The sequence below is a fragment of the Amycolatopsis sp. NPDC005232 genome (assembly GCF_040607795.1).
Lineage (GTDB): Bacteria > Actinomycetota > Actinomycetes > Mycobacteriales > Pseudonocardiaceae > Amycolatopsis.
The window spans coordinates 1-17,081 of the sequence record NZ_JBEXHL010000054.1; the positions used below are offsets into that span (position 1 = coordinate 1).

17 protein-coding genes are annotated in these 17,081 nt (G+C 71.1%); 6 read left to right on the plus strand and 11 right to left on the minus strand.

Annotation, left to right across the window (positions count from 1 at the left end; genetic code table 11):
• Positions 1-119: 119 nt before the first annotated feature.
• The 3 genes from ABZU76_RS48230 to ABZU76_RS48240 all read right to left on the minus strand — a co-directional run bounded on the left by ABZU76_RS48230 (position 120) and on the right by ABZU76_RS48240 (position 2,942).
• Positions 120-1,544, minus strand: coding sequence for an SPFH domain-containing protein (locus ABZU76_RS48230; protein WP_354884286.1), 1,425 nt, complete (start codon positions 1,542-1,544; stop codon positions 120-122).
• Between the two features lie 53 nt (positions 1,545-1,597).
• Positions 1,598-2,032 (minus strand): NfeD family protein, encoded by a 435-nt coding sequence (locus ABZU76_RS48235; protein WP_354884185.1) that lies wholly within the window; start codon positions 2,030-2,032, stop codon positions 1,598-1,600.
• Between the two features lie 103 nt (positions 2,033-2,135).
• On the minus strand, positions 2,136-2,942 hold the full coding sequence (locus ABZU76_RS48240; protein ID WP_354884188.1) for a DUF3097 domain-containing protein: 807 nt from the start codon (positions 2,940-2,942) through the stop codon (positions 2,136-2,138).
• 156 nt (positions 2,943-3,098) lie between these two features.
• Here ABZU76_RS48240 and ABZU76_RS48245 point away from each other — a divergent pair, with 156 nt between their 5' ends.
• Positions 3,099-3,875, plus strand: coding sequence for a M50 family metallopeptidase (locus tag ABZU76_RS48245; protein WP_354884191.1), 777 nt, complete (start codon positions 3,099-3,101; stop codon positions 3,873-3,875).
• Between the two features lie 9 nt (positions 3,876-3,884).
• On the opposite strand, the gene ABZU76_RS48250 is transcribed toward ABZU76_RS48245, so the two are convergent.
• From ABZU76_RS48250 to ABZU76_RS48265, 4 genes are all read right to left on the minus strand, one after another.
• Positions 3,885-4,580: a hemerythrin domain-containing protein gene (locus ABZU76_RS48250; RefSeq protein ID WP_354884194.1), complete on the minus strand. Its 696-nt coding sequence runs from the start codon at positions 4,578-4,580 to the stop codon at positions 3,885-3,887.
• Positions 4,581-4,691: 111 nt separating this feature from the next.
• Entirely contained in the window at positions 4,692-5,579 is an 888-nt protein-coding gene (locus tag ABZU76_RS48255; RefSeq protein ID WP_354884288.1) for a phosphotransferase, read from the minus strand.
• Positions 5,549-6,358: an SCO1664 family protein gene (locus ABZU76_RS48260; protein ID WP_354884197.1), complete on the minus strand. Its 810-nt coding sequence runs from the start codon at positions 6,356-6,358 to the stop codon at positions 5,549-5,551. Before ABZU76_RS48260 ends, ABZU76_RS48255 begins: the two co-directional genes overlap by 31 nt.
• A gap of 8 nt (positions 6,359-6,366) precedes the next feature.
• The gene (locus ABZU76_RS48265; RefSeq protein ID WP_220240689.1) at positions 6,367-6,942 is read right to left on the minus strand and encodes a DUF3090 domain-containing protein; all 576 of its coding nucleotides are present in this window, start codon (positions 6,940-6,942) and stop codon (positions 6,367-6,369) included.
• A 119-nt stretch (positions 6,943-7,061) separates the two neighbouring features.
• On the opposite strand from ABZU76_RS48265, the gene ABZU76_RS48270 reads away from it, so the two are divergent.
• Genes ABZU76_RS48270 through ABZU76_RS48290 form a run of 5 tightly spaced genes read left to right on the plus strand, consistent with a single transcriptional unit; the run spans position 7,062 to position 11,757 of the window.
• Entirely contained in the window at positions 7,062-8,993 is a 1,932-nt protein-coding gene (locus ABZU76_RS48270; protein WP_354884202.1) for a prolyl oligopeptidase family serine peptidase, read from the plus strand.
• Positions 8,990-9,889, plus strand: coding sequence for an LD-carboxypeptidase (locus tag ABZU76_RS48275; protein WP_354884205.1), 900 nt, complete (start codon positions 8,990-8,992; stop codon positions 9,887-9,889). Before ABZU76_RS48270 ends, ABZU76_RS48275 begins: the two co-directional genes overlap by 4 nt.
• Positions 9,886-10,299 carry a TIGR03668 family PPOX class F420-dependent oxidoreductase gene (locus ABZU76_RS48280; protein ID WP_354884208.1) on the plus strand — a complete coding sequence of 138 codons (414 nt, stop codon included), beginning with the start codon at positions 9,886-9,888 and terminating at the stop codon, positions 10,297-10,299. The genes ABZU76_RS48275 and ABZU76_RS48280 overlap by 4 nt, the downstream gene beginning before the upstream one ends.
• Positions 10,300-10,329: 30 nt before the next feature.
• Positions 10,330-11,043: a hypothetical protein gene (locus ABZU76_RS48285; protein WP_354884211.1), complete on the plus strand. Its 714-nt coding sequence runs from the start codon at positions 10,330-10,332 to the stop codon at positions 11,041-11,043.
• 30 nt (positions 11,044-11,073) lie between these two features.
• Positions 11,074-11,757 (plus strand): hypothetical protein, encoded by a 684-nt coding sequence (locus tag ABZU76_RS48290; protein WP_354884214.1) that lies wholly within the window; start codon positions 11,074-11,076, stop codon positions 11,755-11,757.
• On the opposite strand, the gene mptB is transcribed toward ABZU76_RS48290, so the two are convergent.
• The 4 genes from mptB to ABZU76_RS48310 form a co-directional block, all read right to left on the minus strand.
• Complete coding sequence (gene mptB / locus ABZU76_RS48295; RefSeq protein WP_354884217.1) at positions 11,754-13,328, minus strand: polyprenol phosphomannose-dependent alpha 1,6 mannosyltransferase MptB; 1,575 nt, start codon at positions 13,326-13,328, stop codon at positions 11,754-11,756. The two genes, ABZU76_RS48290 and mptB, sit on opposite strands and share 4 nt — an antisense overlap.
• A 159-nt stretch (positions 13,329-13,487) precedes the next feature.
• A complete protein-coding gene (locus tag ABZU76_RS48300) occupies positions 13,488-15,140 on the minus strand; it encodes an ABC transporter ATP-binding protein (protein ID WP_354884220.1) in 1,653 nt (550 codons plus the stop codon).
• The gene (locus tag ABZU76_RS48305; protein WP_220240681.1) at positions 15,137-16,051 is read right to left on the minus strand and encodes an ABC transporter permease; all 915 of its coding nucleotides are present in this window, start codon (positions 16,049-16,051) and stop codon (positions 15,137-15,139) included. The genes ABZU76_RS48300 and ABZU76_RS48305 overlap by 4 nt, the downstream gene beginning before the upstream one ends.
• Positions 16,048-17,079, minus strand: a complete 1,032-nt coding sequence (locus ABZU76_RS48310; RefSeq protein ID WP_354884223.1) for an ABC transporter permease — start codon at positions 17,077-17,079, stop codon at positions 16,048-16,050. The genes ABZU76_RS48305 and ABZU76_RS48310 overlap by 4 nt, the downstream gene beginning before the upstream one ends.
• Positions 17,080-17,081 lie beyond the last annotated feature (2 nt).

The following is a 17,081-nucleotide window of genomic DNA, read 5'->3' on the forward strand; positions in this document are numbered from 1 at the left end:
TCTAAAAAAAAAAAATTAAAAAAAAAACAAACAACAAGAAACCCCCCCAGCTGAAACACAAAAACCCGGCGCCCCCGCACCCCCCGCCCCGCCCCCCGCCCCTCTTTTCGCCTGGTGTGTCAGCGGCGCTGCTGCGGCGGCCCGCCCTGGGGTCCGCCGAACGGGCCCTGCTGCGGGAACGGCCCGCTACCCGGACCCTGCTGACCCTGCTGGCCGCCGAACTGCTGCGGCGGGCCCTGGTACGGGCCACCCGGCGGCGTGGTCGGGGGCTGCGGCTGCGGGAGCGACGGCGGGTTCTGCTGCTGGACACCCGGCGGCGGCGTGCTGGGCGGCGGCGTGGCCGGGGCCGGCGGTGCGGGCGGCTCTTCCTCGGCCGGTGCGGCCGGAGCCGCGGCTTCCGGCGCCGGGGTGGGTCCACCGAGGGCGCGGCGCGGCAGCGCGGTGTTGAGCGGGCTCGGCACTTCCTTGCGCGCCACGGCTTCCGCCGCGGCGACGGCCTCGGCGACCTTCGGGTCGGTCGAGGTGTCGAACCAACCGGCGACCTCGTCGTCGTCGAGGTCGGGCTTTTCGGCGGTGTCGTCCTTCGGCGGCTCGTAGCGGAACACGCCGTCGTCGCCGGGAGCGCCGAGCGCGCGGGCGAAGCCTTCGAGGGCCTTGCCGTAGTCGCTCGGGATCATCCAGACCTTGTTCGCGTCGCCCTGCGCCATCTGCGGCAGGGTCTGCAGGTACTGGTAAGCGAGCACCTCGGGCGTCGGCCGGCCGGCCTTGATGGCGGCGAACACCTTCTCGATCGCCTTCGCCTGGCCCTGGGCCTGCAGGTAGCGGGCGGCGCGTTCACCCTGCGCGCGCAGGATGCGGGACTGCCGCTCGGCCTCGGCCGCGAGGATCGCGGCCTGCTTCTGACCTTCCGCGGAGAGGATCTGGCTCTGCTTCTGACCTTCCGCCGTCTTGATCGACGACTCCCGCTGGCCCTCGGCGGTGAGGATCATCGCGCGCTTCTCACGGTCGGCGCGCATCTGCTTTTCCATCGAGTCCTGGATCGACGGCGGCGGGTCGATCGCCTTGAGCTCGACTCGCGCGACGCGGATGCCCCAGCGGCCGGTGGCCTCGTCGAGCACACCGCGCAGCTGGCTGTTGATCGCGTCGCGCGACGTCAGCGTCTGCTCCAGGCTCATGCCGCCGACCACGTTACGCAGCGTGGTGGTGGTGAGCTGCTCGACACCGATGATGTAATTGGAGATCTCGTAGACCGCGGCGCGCGAGTCGGTGACCTGGAAGTACACGACGGTGTCGATGTTCACCGTCAGGTTGTCCTCGGTGATCACCGGCTGCGGCGGGAACGAGACGACCTGCTCGCGCAGATCGATCCGGGCGCGGACCTTGTCCAGGAACGGCACCAGGAAGGTCAAGCCAGGCGCGGCGACCGCGCGGAACCGGCCGAGTCGCTCGATCACCGCCGACTGGGCCTGCGGCACCACCATGATCGCCTTGACCACCGTGATGATGACGAACAGGACCAGCAGCGCGACCACGACGATCGCAATTGTGGACAAGAGCGTTTCCCCTTACCTAGTACCGTTTTCCGGAGTTCTCGCGATCACGACACGATGTCCACCACGGCGGTGGCGCCGGAGATCTCGACGACGGTGACGCTGGTGCCCGGCGCGATCGGCGGGTGCGACTCGTGCACGGCGCGCGCCGACCAGATCTCTCCCCGGATCTTCACCTGCCCGGCGTCATAGTCCACTGTGGACACCACGACGGCGCGGGCGCCGATGAGCGCGTCCGTGCCCGTGGGTGTGTGGGAGCCGGCGAGGAAGCGGCGCTTGAGCACGGGGCGGGCCAGCGCCAGCAGCGCGACGGAGCTGACGGCGAACACGGCGACGTCGATGAAGATGTTGCCGGTGATCGCTTCGGAGCCGGCGCCGAGCAGCGCGGCGATGCCGAGCATGATCAACACGAAGTCGCCGGAGATGACTTCCGCGATCATCAGGACGATGCCGATGATCAGCCAGATCAATGCTACTGCCATGTGGTCATGCTCTCAGATCGCGCCGGTTCGCACCGGGCAAGTGACTCGACGTGACCGACGCGTGACCTTGCCCGGAACCGGGCATACCGGGCTCATTTCGTGCTCATTCAGAGGGCTCGGTGACGAAGTCGATGAGCCGTTCGACGGCGCCGATGAGCGGGGTCTCGAGGTCGCGGAAACTGCTCACGGCGGCCAGGACCCGTTGCCAGCCTTCATAGGTCTCGCCCCAGCCGAGCGCCTCGCAGATGCCGACCTTCCACTCGGTGCCGCGCGGGATCTGCGGCCACGCGCGGATGCCGACGGCGGCGGGTTTCACGGCCTGCCAGATATCCACGTATGGGTGACCGGTCACGAGCACCTGCTCGTCGCGGACCTGCGCGACCAGCCGCGACTCCTTGCTGCCTTTCACGAGGTGATCGACCAGCACGCCGAGGCGGCGGCCGGGCCCGGTGCCGAACTCGGCGACCCTCTCGGCCAGCACGTCGACGCCGTCGAGCGGTTCCACGACGACGCCTTCCACGCGCAGGTCGTGGCCCCACACGCGCTCGACGAGCTCGGCGTCGTGCTTGCCCTCGACCCAGATCCGGGAGTCCCGCGCGACGCGCGCCTGCAGGCCCTGCACCTTCACCGACCCGGACGCCGACACCTGCTTGACGGGCGCGGCGGCCTTGCGGACCGGCACGAGCGTGACGGGCTTGCCCTCCAGCAGGAACGCCGCGGGGCCAAGCGGGAACACACGCTGGCGACCCTTGGCGTCCTCGAGGACGACGTTGCCGTACTCGATCTTCACGACCGCGCCGCAAAAGCCGCTGGCGGGGTCTTCGACCACGAGCCCGCGTTCGGCCGGGATCTCGGGGATCTTCCGCTTGCGCGGACCCGACAGCACGTCGTCGTACGAATGTGAGCGCACGGCTCCGAAACTAGCAGCGAAGCGAAGCTTCTCGGTTGAGGGTGGTGGCGGGGGCATGGATGGAGCTAGTGCGGTTCGTGGGGTGAAGTCCTGCCGCCACGCCGGGCGGCGGCTGATCCTTGACGCGCTTCGGTAGGCCGGAAATGTCGTACCCACGTGCGATTCTTCGGGTTCCTGCCGTTCCAAGGGGAGGTCGAGGTCATGGCGGGTGGGGGGCTCTTCGGGTCACTGACCGAAACGGTCGAGGCGCCCGGGCAATGGTTGGTGCTGGTGACGGGGCTGTTCGCGGCCGCGGTGTCGACGGGGACGTTCGCGTTCCTGACGAGCGAGAAGGATCTGCTGATCGGGCGCGCGAACGTGCTGGGGACGGTGTTCCACGAGGGCGGGCACGCGCTCGCGAGCGTCGTCACCGGCGGTGGGGTGTACCGGATCGCGATCACCAGCGCCGACAGCGGCGCCACGTGGTCGTGGACGCGATCGCCGTGGTCGCGGACGTTGACCAGTGTGGCCGGGTACGCGATGCCGTCGCTGGCCGGGCTGGGTGCCGCCGGGCTGCTGCGGCACGGCTACGCGCCCGCCGTCCTCGCGCTCACCACGCTGGTGATGGTGCTCGTGCTGGTGGTCACGCGTGACCTGATCACCTTCGTCGCGGTCGTCGCGCTCGGGATGGTCACCTTCACCGTCTGGCGGACGGCGCCGGGGTGGGTGCAGAACGCGGTCGCGTACGGCGAAGCGTGGCTGCTGCTCACCAGCGAGATCGGCGGGCTGGCCGCGCTCGTGTCCAACCGGGTGCGCCACGGCCTGCGGCACCACACCGACGACGCGGCCGGCCTCGCGGAGCTCACCTCGATCCCGGCGTTCGTGTGGATCGCCGGCTGGTTCGTGGTCATCGGCTGGGCACTGGAGAAGGCGGTGCCGCTCTTGTGGCCGTGACGTGCCGGTTCAGCGGGCGGGCGTGGATTCCTTCGGCGGGGTGCGGGTGCCGTGGAGGGTTTCGGCGAGGTCCGCGTACAGGCGCGGCGCCAGTTCGGCGACGGTGTCGCGGGCTTCGGCGGGCAGGTTGCCGAGTGCGTCCTGGACGGCGCCGGGGTCGCCTTCGTACATCATGATCCCGAGCACGACCGGGAGCTTCTCGGCGGGGAGCTCGGCCGCGCCCCGGGCGACCATGGTGTCCCACTCCGCGGCGGTGATGTGCTGTTCGATGAGCGGGAGCACGTAGTCCTCTTCCGCGCCGAGGTGTTCGTGCAGCACGGTGATCAGCGGGTCGAGGACGGCCAGCACGGCGTCGCGGTGCGCGGTGTTCGGCTCGGCGCGCCAGGCCGCGACGGCGTCGGTGAGGTCGACGCCGAGGAACGCGATGCGTTCGTGGTGGCGCTCCATGCCGTACACGAGTGGGGCGACGTCGGCGGGGCAGCGTTCGAGCAGGTTGGGCCAGATCTCGAGATCTTCGGCGTGATGGTGGTGGTGCAGGATCGTGCTGACGAGCCCGAGGTGGTCGGCGACGAGCGCGGCGCGCTGCGTGTCCCCTTCGGCGACGCCGGCGATCAGCTTCGGCATCAGCCCGAACTCGCGGCGCAGCGCGGTGTGCACCATGCGCATCTCGCGGGTCATCGCGCCGGGAGCCTTCGTTGCGGTCATGTCAGTCCTTCGGCAGCGGGAGCCGGCGCGTGCGCGCGCGGCATCCGCGACACGGGGCCTGAGGCGGCGGCGGTTGAACCCTAGGCCGAACAGTGACGAGCGCCACACCCGCTAAGGCAGGAGGGCGAGGACCGCGTCGGTGAAGGGCGTCGGGCCGGTGCGGCGCAGGGGTCCCATCGCCATCAGCGGGGCGAGCGCGACGCACCACGCGCGGGTGCGGTCGGGGTCGGGCAGCCGGGCGAGGCCGTCGTCGAGCGTGCCGCCGTCGGCGAGCGGGAGGAACGCCCAGTCGACGCCGTCGAGGGCGGGGTCGCCGACGCACGGGCGGGGGTCGATCGCGACGATGCCGCGGGCCGGGCCGGCGTCGAGGACGTTGCCGGGGTGCAGATCGCCGTGGACGAGGGCGACGGGACCGGTCGTGGCGAGGGTTTCGGCGCGGGTGCGTCCGGCGTGCAGGACGTCGAGCGGCAGCTGCTCTTCCGCTCTGCTGCCGCGCAGCCGGCGCTCGGCGAGGTCGAACATCGTGTGGACGCGCTCGAGCTGGGTCGGGAACGGGCCGTCCGCCGCGACCTCGTGGAGCTGGCCCAGCAGGTCGCGCACCTGATCCCAGGGTATGTCGGTGCCGGTCAGGGTCGTGCCGGGCACGAGGCCTTCGAGCAGGATCGCACCTGCGGCGAGGTCGGTGTCGAGCAGCTGCACGACCCGCGGCAGACCGGCCCACGCCTGCAATGCCGTGGCTTCGGCCTGGGCGATCCCGGGATCGGGGCACAGCTTCAGGACGTAGGGACCGTCGGGGCCGTCGCACAGCAGCGTCCGGCCGGTGTTGCCCGGGCGCGCTTCCCGGACAGTGAGGTGCCAGCGGTGCGCGAGGCGCGCGACGAGGTCGGGCAGCGCGTCGCACCACGGTCCGACGCCCGCGCCGAACCGGTCGACCAGCCGGGCGCGGGCCGCGGTGTCCAGCGAGTCGCTCAGAAGAGCGGCCAGGGGATCGCGCGCCAGTCGTCACCGGGTTCGGGAAAGACGCCTTCGGCGAGCAGGAAGTCGGCGCGCTGTGAGAGCGCGCGGACCTCGAAGGTGGTGATGTGCTCGCCGAGGTCGGCGCCGAGCTTGCCGTCGAGGTCGGACCGCAGCTTGCGCAGCTTCTCCGCGGTGTCGTCCCCGAGGCGCTCGCCGATCCAGCCCCACAGCACGGTCCGCAGCTTCGGGTCGGTGTGCAGGCAGATGCCGTGGTCGACGCCGTAGACACGGCCGTCGGTGCCCGCGAGCAGGTGCCCGCCCTTGCGGTCGGTGTTGTTCACGATGACGTCGAGCACGGCCAGCTCACGCATCCCAGGGTGGTCGGCGTGCACCAGCACCGCCGGGTCGCCGAGGCGGTCGTGGGCGTGCAGCACGGTGCGCCAGCCTTCGGGAACCTCGTCGGGGGCGCAGACGTCGACGACGTCGTCGTCCTCGGCGGTCTCCACCCACAGCTGGACCATGCCGGGCCCGAACGGCCCGTCACGCAGGACCGTGGGCGGGACGGCGCCGAGGCCGGACGCGTCGGCGATCATCGCGGTCGCGACCTCACGGCCGGCGAGGGTGCCGTCGGGGAAGTCCCACAGCGGCCGCTCCCCCGACACCGGCTTGTAGACCACACGGCCGGTGACGCCGTCGAGCTCGATCGCGCAGAACAGGGTGACGTTGGAGGCGTCGACGAGCCGGCCCTCGACGTCGATGCGGCCGTGGGTGACGAACTCGCGCGCAGCGGGGTCCGTCGGCTCCGGCGGAGTGCTGGCCACCGGCGCCCTCAGTCCTCGGCCACGTCGACGTCGCGGCGGTAGCCGTTCTGCCGCGGACAGATGTGCCCGGTCGAGTCGAGCGGCTCACCGCACAGCGGGCACGGCTTGCGCCCGGCGTTGACGACGCGGTCGGCGCGCTCGGCGAAGGCGCGGGCGCCGACCGGGGTGAGGAACACGCGCACGGCGTCGGGACCCTCTTCGGTGTCGTCGAGGACCACGGTCTCGTCGACCTCACCCTCGGTGATCGCGAGGAGCTCGATCACGACGGCGCTGGAGTCGGCGTCCCAGCCGAGACCCATGGTGCCGACGCGGAACTCCTCCTCGACGGGGACCGTGAGGGGGTCGACGTCGAGCTGGTCGTCGGGGACGTCGGTGGGCACGTCCGCGCCGAAGCGGCTGGCGACCTCCTCCAGAAGGGAGCCGAGGCGTTCGGCGAGAACGACGACCTGCTGTTTCTCGATCGTCACGCTGACCGTCCGGACATCTTCCGACGCCTGGAGGTAGAACGTGCGATCGCCGGGCTCGCCGACCGTTCCGGCGACGAACCGGTCGGGCTTGCGGAAGACGTGGATTACTCGAGACATAGCACCCCCGACCCTAGGCCACGGTCGCATGATCGGCATCCGCCGCCCCTGGTTGATCGGGATTTCGGTGCGGTGCGTGCGGGTGCGGATACGCAGCGGATCGCCGTTAGGCTTTCCGGGTGCCACAGATCTCTGCATACGGAACCTGGACCTCACCCGTTTCGGCGGCGGACGTGGCGGCCGCGGGAGGTGGCGCACAGTGGCCGGCGACCGTGGGTGACGAACTGTGGTGGGCCGAGGCCCGACCGGCCGAAGGTGGCCGCGTGGCGCTCGTGCGCGCGGTCCCGGGTGGCGGGGTCGAGGACGTGGTGCCCGCGCCGTGGAACGTCCGCAACCGGGTGCACGAGTACGGCGGCCGCCCGTGGGTCGCGATCGGTGCCGTCGTGGTTTTCACCCATTGGGCCGATCAGCGGGTGTACGCGTCCGTCGCCGGTGAGGTGACGCCGCTGACGCCGGAGCCGGCCGAGTCGCAGGGCGTGCGCTACAGCGATCTCCGCGCAGGCCGCGCCGGCGAGGTGTGGGCGGTGCGCGAGCGCAGCACCGGGCCGCGCCGCACGGACATTTCCCGCGAGCTCGTGGCCATCCCCCTCGCGGGCGGTGCCGAGCGGGTGCTCGTGGAGGGGCACCGCTTTTTCACGGCGCCGCAGCTCTCGCCCGACGGCGCGCACGCGGCGTGGCTCGCGTGGGACCACCCGGCGATGCCGTGGGACGGCACGGAGCTGTTCGTCGCGCCCGTGGACGGCGACGGGGTGTTCGGTGAGGCCCGCGTGCTGGCCGGTGGCATCGACGTGGCGGTCTGCCAGCTGGAGTGGGAGACGCCGGACCGGCTGCTGGCGCTGCTGGACCCGGACGGCTGGTGGAACCTGCACCGCGTCGGGCTCGACGGGTCGGTGGTGAACCTGGCGCCGGTGGAGCAGGAGATCGGCGGTGCGATGTGGAAGCTCGGCGCGAGCTGGTTCGCCCCGCTCGGCGGCGGGCGGCACGCCGTCCTCACGGAGGACGGGCTGGCGGTGCTCGACGAGCACGCCGGTTCGGTGACGCCGGTGGTGCCGGAGCTGAGCGTGTGGTCGACGTCGGGGCTGGCCGCGGTGCCGGGTGGTGTCGCGGGGATCGCCGGGGGCGCGGATCGCGAGAGCGCCGTGGTGCGGGTGGATCTCGAGGCGGGCACGTGGACGGCGCTGACGCCGCAGCCGGCCGACCTGCCGTCGTCGGATTACCTGCCGATGCCGCAGGAACGCGTGTTCACCGCGGCGGACGGTTCGCGGATCCCGGCGTTCGTGTTCGCGCCGCGGAACCCGGACTTCACCGGTCCCGAGGGTGAGCGGCCGCCGTTCCTGGTCCACGTGCACGGCGGGCCGACCGGGCGCAGCGACGCGGCGCTGGACCTGACGATCGCGTACTTCACCAGCCGCGGCATCGGCGTGGTGGCCGTGAACTACGGCGGCTCGACCGGCTACGGGCGGGCGTTTCGGGAGCGGCTGCGCGAGCAGTGGGGTGTGGTGGACGTCGGCGATTGCGTGGCGGTGGCCGAGGCGCTCGTGGCCGAGGGCGCCGCCGACGGCGCGCGGCTGGGGATCCGCGGCGGCAGTGCGGGCGGGTTCACGTCGGCGGCGTCGATCACGATGACACGCACGTACGCGGCGGCGACGGTGAAGTTCCCGATCCTGGACCTCGCCACGTGGACGGGCGCGGGCGGCGAGACGCACGACTTCGAGTCGCAGTACCTGGTGGGGCTGGTCGGGCCGTACCCGGAGACCGAGCAGCGCTACCGGGAGCGCTCGCCGATCACGCACGCGGGTTCGCTGGCGGGGCCGGTGCTGTTCCTGCAGGGGCTGGAGGACCAGATCTGCCCGCCGGAGCAGGCGGACCGGTTCGTCGCCGGGCTGGCCGGCAGCGGCGTCGACCACGCCTACCTGCGGTTCCCGGGTGAGCAGCACGGGTTTCGGCGGGCGGAGACGATCGTGACGGCGCTGGAGGCCGAGCTGTCGTTCTACGGCCAGGTGTTCGGGTTCGCGACGCCGGACGTGGCGAAGCTGGAGTTGTCCCGATGAGACCACCCCGGCTGGTGCCCGGGGACACGGTGGCGCTGGTGGCGCCGTCTGGTCCCGTGGCGCCGGACCTGCTCGACGCGGCGCTGCCGGTGCTGCGCGGCTGGGGCGTGAAGGTGCGGGTCGGCGAGGCGGTGCACGGCTCGACGTCGGGCTACCTGTCGGCGCCGGACGAGGTGCGGGCGGCGGAGTTCACGGCCGCGTGGCTCGACCCGGAGGTCTCGTGCGTACTCGCGGCCCGCGGCGGGTACGGCTCGCAGCGGATGCTCGACCTGATCGACTGGGCGGCGTTGCGAGCTGCCGGCCCGAAGGTGCTGGCAGGCTCGTCCGACGTGACGGCGCTGCACCGCGCCGTGGCCACGCACCTGGACCTGGACACGCTGTTCTCGCCGATGCCCGCTTCGGTCCTGTTCGACGAAGCCGCGGCCGAGCACCTGCGCCGCACGCTGTTCGAACCGGAGCGCACGCGTGTGCTGTGGGCGCCGGAGGCGGACGTGCTCGTGCCGGGCCGCGCGTCGGGGGTGCTGGTGGGCGGGAACCTGTCGCTGCTCGCGGCCGGGCTCGGCACGGCCGAGCAGGGGTCGGCCGAGGACGGGATCGTGCTGCTGGAGGACGTGACCGAGAGCGTCTACCGGATCGACCGGATGCTGACGCAGCTGCTGCGCTCGGGCTGGTTCGTGGGGGCGCGGGGCGTGGTGCTGGGTTCGTGGGCCGCGTGCGGCGACCCGGCCGAGATCCGGTCGCTGGTGCTGGACCGCTTGACGCCCTTGGGGATCCCCGTGCTGGGCGACTTCGGGTTCGGCCACGTGGCGTCATCTCCGACCTTGCCGCTGGGCGCGCGGGCTTCACTGGACACGGAGCTGGGCACGCTGACCCTCGACTCCCCCGCGCTGGCATGAAGCTCTCCGCCGACGAAGCCCGTTCCCGCTTCGCCGCCGCGCGTGTGGCCCGCCTGGCGACGGCGTCGGCTTCGGGCGTGCCGCACCTGGTGCCGGTGACCTTCGCGGTGTCCGGCTCGGAGATCGTCTTCGCCGTCGACCACAAACCGAAGTCTTCGACGGCGTTGCGGCGGCTGGCGAACATCGCGGAGAACCCGTCGGTGTCCTGGCTGGTCGACGCGTATTCCGACGACTGGACGCAGCTGTGGTGGGCCCGGGCGGACGGGGTCGCGCGGGTGGTGGCCGAAGGTGAGCGGGCCGAGCGGGTGGCGTGGTTGGTGGCGAAGTACCCGCAGTACGCGTCGCGGCCGCCGGAGCATGCGGTGGTGTCGACTTCCGTCGGCGATTGGCGGGGTTGGGCGTTCGCGTAACGATCGTCCGGTGATCGGCGATCATGGGGCGTGCTGAGGAAAACGGTCGTGCTGGCCGGTCTGGTCGTGCTGCTCGCGGGGTGCTCTTCGGGTGCGGTCGGGTCCGCCTCGGGCTCGTCGGCCCCGAAGCCGTCGCCGACGAGCTCGCATTCGCCGAAGCCGAAACCGCCGGATCTGTCCCAGTTCCTGCCGACGGACGAGGCCTTGGCGCCGACCGGCTTCGCGCTCGACGACGAGGTGCGGTCGGTCATCAACGCCGTGTACCCGAAGAAGCTCATGGCCGCGTGCGGGCGGAAGACACTCGAGGCCTGGGACCAAGCCGAGGTGGAGGGCAACTCGGCGGGCTTCTTCAAGCTCGGCGCGGGCCCCGACCCCGGGCTGACGTCCGAGGTCGTCGATGAGCGCATGGGCCGGTACGACGGAATGACCGGCGCGCAGGTCATCACCAAACTCAAAACCGCACTGGCGTGCGGCACCTTCACGGATTCCGCCGTGGACTTCCGGATCGACGGCGCGTTCGACGCCCCGACCCTGCCGGGAGTCGACTCGCAATACGGCTTCTGCGCCACACAGACCGATGACGACGAGAGCCATCGCTGCGTCCTGCTGCTCTCTCACGGTGACCGGGTGGAATCCCTTCAATCCGTCGAGTTCGACAACGGGAACCTGCCGGCCGGCACGGCGAAGGAGGCCGTGCGCTCCACGTTGCCGATGTTCGCCGCGGCCTTCACGAAGGACCGGTAACGATCACCGGGTGATCGACGATCTTGGTGCGTGCACAGACAGATTATGTGGAAAACAGCGCTGGTGTCCGGTCTCGCGGTCCTGGTCGCGGGGTGTTCGTCCGGTGCGGCGACGACGCCGCCCAGCGTGACGGCGAAGGCGCCGCCCGTGTCGAGCAGCGCGCCGCCTTCGCCGGTGGTGCATCCGCCGACCTTGGAGCGGCTGCTGCCGACCGACGACGAACTGGCGAAGGTCGGGCAGGACGAGTACGTGCAGCCGGTCGAGTACATCATCGGCGAGACCACGCCGTTGCGGCTGGTGAACGCCTGCGGTGCGGCGCAGCCGTGGGATGCGAAAGCCAAGCTGGGCGCCCAGGCGCATTCGAGCGATCGCAGCGGGGAGATCGCGCAGCTCGTGGCCGAGTACGACGGTTACACAGGTGCTCAGGTCGTGGATGGCGTGAAAAAGGCGCTCGCCTGTGGCCACGTGACGGTGCAGCACCTTGATTTCGCGTCGGTCCGCGAGTTCACGGCGCCGAAGGTGGCGGATGCGCAGTACGGGTTCTGCGCGGCGCCGACCGAACCCATCGGGGTGCGGATCTGCGTGCTGGTGCTGGGCAAGGGTGATCGTGCCGAGGCGCTCGTGTTCAAGAACATCGACTGGGTCGACAAGGCGGGCCAGTCCGTGTTGAAGAAGGTCGCCCCGGTGTTCGCCGGGGCGCTCGCGCGGCCTTAGTCCTGGGAAGCAGAGGAAGCAGCAGGAGCCGCGGGGAGGAACTTGTCTTCCCGCGGTCGCCGCCACGCCGCGATGAGGCCCAGCGGGTCCGGGCGCAGCAGCGACGCGGCCGCGTAGAGGCTCACCACCACGACGATCGCGATGAACCACCAGTCGTACAGGGCCTGCTCGCCGGTCGGGTAGTACACGAGGGTCACGAAGACTGACACGGCGACCACGGCGGAGAGGTTGCGGCGTCCCCAGGGGAACGCGGAGATGAGCACGAAGCCCCACGTGAGGTACCACGGCAGGGTCGGCGGCATGAGGATCGCGACGGCCAGCAGGGTGATCGCGGCGCGGTAGACGGCCGTGGCGCCGCCTTCGCGGGCGAGCCACCACTGGCGGATGCCGAAGGCTGCGAGACCGAGCATGGCGATCGCGCGGGCGACGGTGACGAACGGCGAGGATTGGACGTTGGCGACGAGGTGCACGAGGTTGTACACGGCTTCGCCGATGCCGGTCGGGAAGTTGAGCCAGTTGGCGATGAGCTGGGGCGCCGCGAGGCCCGACCACCAGCCGAGGTTGAGCGAGCCCAGTGAGAGCCACGTGCCGGCGACGAACACGGGCAGGAAGAGCCCGACGGACGCGGCGCCGGCCTTGAAGAAGTTCTTGACCTTCGACTCGCCGGTCATGTTCGCGGCCCACATCCACACGAGGAAGGGCAGCGCGACGGCGGCGGTCGGTTTGATCAGCATGCCGATGGTGACGAGCACGACGGCGACGATGTACTTGCGTTCGAGCGCGGCGAGGACGCCGGTGGTGAGGAACCCGAGCATCATGAGGTCGTTGTGCGGGCCGCCGAAGAGGTGGATGACCATCATCGGGCTGGCGACCGCGAGCCACAGCGCCACGGGCAGCTTGCCGCCGAGGTGCTTCACGAGCCGTGGCAGCGCCCACAGGGTCATGCCGAGGCCGACGAGCAGCACGACGCGGGTGAGGATCACGCCGGCGATCATGTTGTCCTGCGTGATGGACACGATGCCCTTGGAGATCAGCAGGAACAGCGGCCCGTACGGGGCGGGCGTGGTCTGCCACAGCGGGTGGACGTTCTGCACCACGTTGGGGAGCACGTCGAGCTCGGCGGGGCCGTTGGCGTACGGGTCGAGTCCGTAGAGCAGCTGCGCGCCCTGGCCGAGGTAGGAGAAGACGTCGCGGGTGAACAGCGGCGGCGACACCAGCAGGGGCGCCATCCAGCACAGCGCGGCGATGAGGATCGGTTTGCTGCCGATGCGGCCGGCGAGCACGTAGCGGCCGAGGCGGACCCAGGCCCAGACGACGAGCGCGAAGCCGAGGTAGAGCAGTGCGTTGGCGAGCGCGCGGCCGTGGCCGTAGCGGATCCACGAGAGGGGCCCGTGGCCGAGGACGGGGTCGCGGATCAGGATCCCGCCGGCGCCGAGCGCGGCGAGCATGAGCAGCGTGGTCCCGATGGTGCCCATCGCGATCGTGCGGTACGGGAACCGCGAGGGCGTGAGGAATCGCGCGTCCGGGGCGCTGATCGCGGACGGCTGCGCGGAGTCGGTGGTGGTCGCCATTTCGATCCAGGAGATTACCGGGTGAATCTTCGCCTCACCGCACGGGCTCCCGCTCCGATGCCATTTCGCGCACCTGTTCGGATGGCCGGCGTGCGGTCCGGGTGAATCTTCCGCCCGTGGGTGGTGAACGTCGGTTTTTCCGGAAGTGGCCCGGAACGCTCAGCTGCCGCTGGTCGCGCGCTGAGCCGTGCCGCCGGGCAGGGCGGCGAGCAGGGATCGCGTGTACTCGTGCCGGGGGTCGAGCAGGACCTGTTCGACGGTGCCCGTTTCGACGAGCTCGCCCCGGTACATCACGGCGACGCGGTCGGCGATGTTCCAGGCCAGGCCCAGGTCGTGGGTGATCACGAGCCCGGCGAGGCCGAGCTCGCGCCGCAGCCGTAGCAGCAGCGCGAGGATCTCGCCGCGCACGGACGCGTCGAGCGAGGCGACGGGTTCGTCGGCCACGAGCACGGCGGGTTCGAGCGCGAGGGCACCGGCGATGACCACGCGCTGGCGCTGGCCGCCGGAGAGCTCGTGGGGCAGGCGGTCGAGGAACTTCTCCGGGGGCCGCAGCTCCGCCGCCTCCAGGGCCTTGAGCACGGTCTCGCGTTCGGCGGGCAGGCCGTGGATGCGCGGGCCTTCCGCGACGGCTTCGTAGACCGTGTGGGCGGGATTGAGCGCGCTGGTGGGGTCCTGCAGCACGAGCTGGACCTTGCGCCGGTACGCGCGCAGCGCGGCGCCCCCGGCGGGAATGGGTTTGCCGTCGTGGCGGACCGCGCCGGAGTCGCCTTTCTGCAGACCGAGCAGCGTGCGCGCCAGCGTGGTCTTGCCGGAGCCGGACTGGCCGACCAGCGCCACGATCTCGTCGCGGCGCACGGCGAGGTCGACGCCGTTGACAGCGTGGATGCGCTTGCCGGTGCGGTCGCGGAAGCTCACGTGAAGGTTCTCGGCTTCGAGCAGCGGCGTGTCGTCGGGCCCGGCGCGGTGCTCGGGTTCGGGGGGCAGCGGGGTGCTGGTGGCCGGGGCGAAGCGGGACACGGGGTCGCCGACGGTGGGGAACGCGGCGGCGAGCGCGCGGCTGTGTTCGTGGTGCGGGTCGGCCATGAGCTCGGCGCTGGGGCGTTCTTCGACGAGCTGCCCGTCGTACATCACGGCGATGCGGTCGCAGGTGGCGGCGAGCACGGACAGGTCGTGGCTGATCATGACGAGCCCGATGTCCTGTTCGGCCACGAGCTTCGACAGCAGCGCCAGCACCTGGGCCTGCACGATCACGTCGAGCGCGGTGGTGGGCTCGTCGGCGATCACCAGGCGGGGTGAGCAGGCCAGGGCCATCGCGATCATCACGCGCTGCTTCTGCCCGCCGGACAGCTCGTGCGGGTAGGCGCCGGCGCGCGAGGTCGGCAGGTCCACTTGTTCGAGCAGCTCGGCGACGCGGGCCTTCACCTGGGTCTCGCTGAGCGCGCCGGTCTCGGGTGGGTGCAGGCGCAGGGGTTCGGCGATCTGCTCGCCGACGCGGCGCACGGGGTTGAGCGCGTGCATGGCGCCTTGGAACACCACCGACGCCTCGGCCCAGCGCACGGTGCGCAGCCGGCCCCAGCGCATGGTGCTCACGTCTTCGCCGTCGAGCAGGATTTCACCGGTCACCGCGGCGCTGCGCGGGAGCAGCCGCAGGACACTCATGGCGACGGTGGACTTGCCCGAGCCGGACTCCCCCGCCACGCCGAGCGTGCCGCCCGCTTCGAGACGCAGGTCGACGCCGCGGACGGCGGGGATCTCGCCACCGCCGGTGCGGTAGGTGACGCCGAGGTTTTTGAGTTCGAGCAGGGCGGTCACTGGTGTTGTCCTTTGAGCCTCGGGTTCAGCACCGTCTCCAGCCCGCGCCCGACCAGGGTGAAGAACAGCACGACGAGCACGATCGCGATGCCCGGCGGCAACAGGTTCCACCAGGCTCCGCGGGTGACGGCGCCGGTGGAGAGGGCGGTCTGGAGCATCGCGCCCCAGGAGATGGCGTTCGGGTCGCCGACGCCGAGGAACGCCAGGGTCGCGTCGGCGATCACGGCGTTGCCGACGACCAGGGTGGTGTTGGCGAGCACGAGCGGCAGCACGCCGGGCAGCACGTGCCGGCCGATGACGTGGAGGTGGCCGCCGCCGAGAGCACGGGCGCGCTCGATGTAGGGGCGGCTCTCGATGGTGAGGGTCTGGGCGCGCACGAGCCGGGCGGTGCTGGGCCAGGCGGTGAGACCGATGGCGAGGATGATCGTGCGCGGGCTCTGCGGCAGCACCGCCGAGAGCGCGATCGCGAGGATCAGCGACGGCAGCACGAGGAAGAAGTCGGTGAATCGCAGCAGGATCGCCGAGAACCAGCCGCCGAAGTGCGCGGCGGCGATGCCGACGATCGCACCGATCAGCACGCTCAGCACGGTGGCGGAGAATCCGACGAGCAGCGAGAGCCGGGTGCCCCAGATCGTCATGAGCAGCACGGAGCGGCCGTCGATGTCGGTGCCGAGCCAGAACTGCCCGTCCGGTGGGCTGAGGGGGCGGCCGGTGGCCTTGGTGACGTCGAGACCGTCGGAGTCGCTGATCAGGGGTAGCAGGATCGCGACGACGACGGTCACGGCGAGCAGGCAGAAGCCGATCAGCGCACCCTTCTGGGTGGCGAAGTCGCGCCAAGTGCGCGCGACCGCCGCGCGCCGCCGGCGCCAGGTGATGGCGCGCGAGGTCTCGGTCGGGGCGGAGGTGGTCATGCGGTGCGCACCCTCGGGTCGAGTACGCGGTAGAGCAGTTCCGCGAACAGGTTCATCAGGACCACGGCGCTCGCCAGCACGACGAGCACGCCTTGCAGCACCGGGAGGTCGGGCCCGTGGATCGCGTCGTAGGTGAGCTGCCCGAGACCGGGCCAGGAGAACACGGCCTCGACGGTCACGGCGCCGGAGACGACCATGCCGAACTGCATGAACACCAGCGTCACGGTGGGCAGCAGCGCGTTGGGCACGGCGTGGCGGCGGCGCACGAGGTCCTCGCGCAGGCCTTTGGCGCGGGCGGTGGTGAGGTAGTCGGCGTTCATCTCCCCCAGCAACGACGAGCGCATCACCAGCATGTACTGCGCGTAGAAGACCACGAGCAAGGTCACGCACGGCAGGATCAGGTGGTGCAGCACGTCGAGCGTCTGCGGGAGGAAGCCGGGCGCCGCGTCGGGTGAGTGCATGCCGCGGCTGGGGAACAGGCCGCCGGTGGCGACGAGCAGGATCAGGCCGAGCCAGAACTGCGGGACCGACCACAACGTCAGGGCGATGCCGGTCTGGGCGCGGTCGAAGAAGCTGTTTCGCTTCCACGCGGCGCGGATGCCGAGCCACAAGCCGATCGCGACGGCCAGCACGGTGGCGCTGCCGACGAGCAGCACGGTGGGCCAGAGGCGTTCGCCGATCATGTCGAGCACGGGCCGGCGTTCGATGTAGGACTCGCCGAAGTCGCCGCGGAACAGGCCAGTGAAGTAGTCCCAGAACTGCGTGAGCATGGGCTTGTCGATGCCGAGGCGGTCGCGCAGTTCGGCGATCTGGGCGGGGTCGGTGGGACGTTCGCGGACCATGAACGCCACCGGGTCGCCCGGCAGGAGCCGGAACAGCAGGAAGCCCAGCACGATCACGAGCAGGATGCTGGCGACGGCTTCGGCGACCTTGGTCAGGACGAAGCGGAGGGTCCCGGTCCCGCTTCGCTGCTCGTCGGGGTCGACGAGCAGCGAAGCCGGGTCCGAAGGGGAAAGTGCCTGCGTCAAGA

Bases quoted from the DNA above. Each gene is read 5' to 3' on its own strand.
- ABZU76_RS48235 (WP_354884185.1), bottom strand. From the start codon at position 2,032: ATGGCAGTAGCATTGATCTGGCTGATCATCGGCATCGTCCTGATGATC.
- ABZU76_RS48250 (WP_354884194.1), bottom strand. From the start codon at position 4,580: ATGACCGCAACGAAGGCTCCCGGCGCGATGACCCGCGAGATGCGCATG.
- ABZU76_RS48265 (WP_220240689.1), bottom strand. From the start codon at position 6,942: ATGTCTCGAGTAATCCACGTCTTCCGCAAGCCCGACCGGTTCGTCGCC.
- ABZU76_RS48275 (WP_354884205.1), top strand. From the start codon at position 8,990: ATGAGACCACCCCGGCTGGTGCCCGGGGACACGGTGGCGCTGGTGGCG.
- ABZU76_RS48280 (WP_354884208.1), top strand. From the start codon at position 9,886: ATGAAGCTCTCCGCCGACGAAGCCCGTTCCCGCTTCGCCGCCGCGCGT.
- mptB (WP_354884217.1), bottom strand. From the start codon at position 13,328: ATGGCGACCACCACCGACTCCGCGCAGCCGTCCGCGATCAGCGCCCCG.
- ABZU76_RS48305 (WP_220240681.1), bottom strand. From the start codon at position 16,051: ATGACCACCTCCGCCCCGACCGAGACCTCGCGCGCCATCACCTGGCGC.